This is a genomic window from Roseburia sp. OF03-24 (assembly GCF_003463035.1).
GTDB lineage: Bacteria > Bacillota > Clostridia > Lachnospirales > Lachnospiraceae > Roseburia > Roseburia rectibacter.
The window spans coordinates 1-1,892 of the sequence record NZ_QSCK01000072.1 but is presented as its reverse complement, the minus strand read 5'-3'; the positions used below and the strand labels follow the sequence as shown (position 1 = coordinate 1,892).

Below are 1,892 nucleotides of genomic sequence, written 5' to 3'. Positions count from 1 at the left end.
CGTTATGATGGAATTGACTTCCACCAACGGATTCCGGTAAATGGAAAAGAACTGGATAAATACCGCGGTGTGGATGGCTTGAACCGCGGCGCAAAAGCAGGAAAAAGCTTTATTGACAGCAGGGGGCAGGTGCGGAAAGCATCAGATGAAAAATTACAGAACATGGCAAGAAGTGAAGAACGGATCAGGAAAAATGACCAGAAAGCAGAACACATAGGAACACCGTTAGAGGATATCCGTTATAAACAGAGTGTAACCCGTCTTCCGTATTCAAACAAGGATGTAAGAAAAGAACTTGGAACTTGCGGAACAATGTTAAGCAGTCCGGATCAGGAAAAATTTAGGAAAGACCTGCATCAGCAGAGAAATGAAGATCATGGGCTGCAGGAGAGAAATGGTGGACAAAATGTAAGAGAAACGGAAACAGGAACAGAGTCTGTACCTGGCAGAACCATTATAAGGTCTGGCGGAAATGCAAAAGACTTAAGAAGTGATGTTTTAGCAGAGCGAAGGAGCGCAGGACATGCAGAACCGCATGCAAAAAAGATAATAGGATTGAAAAAGGATGATCGGAGGACAGACAGGAGGAAATAAAAAGAGATGAAACGTGTAAAACGGATCATAGGTACGTTATGTATTTTGTTTCCTGTTTTTCTGTTTTTGATTTGCGGCGTGATGCTGATCGGAATATCCGATGATGGTGAAGACGGGGATCCGGCGCATGCATCCGGTCTTGGTTTGTCTGACAAAGTAAGGGAATATGCAGCCTTTGTCGGGGATACGGCAGCGGAATACAATATACATGAGTATGAAAAGTATCTGCTTGCCATCATGATGGTTGAGACTGGAGGAGAAGGGAATGATCCGATGCAGTCACTTGGAAACAGTGGACTGACAGAGGAAGAGAAAACTCCTTCGGAATCTATCAAGGCTGCGGTTGCATATTTTGCCATGTTGCTGCAGAAAGCGGACACGTTAGGTTGCGATCTTGATGCAGTGATCCAGGCATACAATTATGGAGCCGGATATATTGATTATGTATCAGTCAGGGGAAAGGCTCATACATTTCAGTTGTCGTGTGATTTTGCAAGCAGTAAATGCGGTGGCAGGAAAGTAAAGTATGATAATCCGGTTGCAATCGCACAAAATGGCGGCTGGAGGTATGAATACGGGAACATGTTTTATGTGTATCTCGTGAAACAGTACTTAGAATCAGAGCCGTTACCGGCAGATACAGCAAATGCAGTCCTTGCGGAAGCTTATAAATATGAAGGATGGAAATATGTCTGGGGTGGCTCAAGTCCACAGACATCCTTTGACTGTTCCGGATTAACACAATGGTGTTTTGGACAGGCTGGAATATCGCTCCCGAGGACAGCGCAGGAACAGTATGAAGCCGTGCAGCACCTGGAGCTGGAGGAAGCACAGCCGGGGGATCTGGTCTTTTTTACAAAAACGTACAAAACAGACAATTACATCACGCATGTCGGAATTTATGCCGGAAACGGCAGAATGTTCCATGCTGGAAACCCGATCGGTTTTGCGGACTTAAATACAAGCTTCTGGAAAGAGCACTTTGTATGTATTGGAAGGGTCAGTACACCGTCGCAGTAAATGCGACGTCGCAACAGCAGAAAGGAAAAGAAGACAGGGAGAGCGGAAATAGGAAGGAGATATTCTAATATGAAGAAAGAACAGATAAAAGTGATGATTAGTAAAGTAAAAAATAAGATCTGGCTGTTTTTAAAAAAGATATATGCAAAACTGCCGGAAAAAGTGAAAGTACATATCAGGAAGTTAAAACCAAAAGAAAAGATAAAAGGTGAGTATAGAGGCAGTGATCAGGCAGAAGAGATGCCGGTTTTAAAGGTATCTCCAAACAGGAACTGGAT

Annotated in this window: 3 protein-coding genes; all 3 read left to right on the top strand. The window is 43.7% G+C overall.

The window, feature by feature from the left end; genetic code table 11:
* A partial coding sequence (locus DXA60_RS18765; protein WP_158570899.1) for a hypothetical protein occupies positions 1 to 594 on the top strand: 594 nt, incomplete at its 5' end.
* A 6-nt stretch (positions 595 to 600) separates the two neighbouring features.
* Entirely contained in the window at positions 601 to 1,614 is a 1,014-nt protein-coding gene (locus DXA60_RS18375) for a C40 family peptidase (protein ID WP_117922686.1), read from the top strand.
* A 69-nt stretch (positions 1,615 to 1,683) separates the two neighbouring features.
* Positions 1,684 to 1,892: hypothetical protein (locus tag DXA60_RS18370; RefSeq protein ID WP_147345414.1), on the top strand; the 209-nt coding region annotated here is incomplete at its 3' end.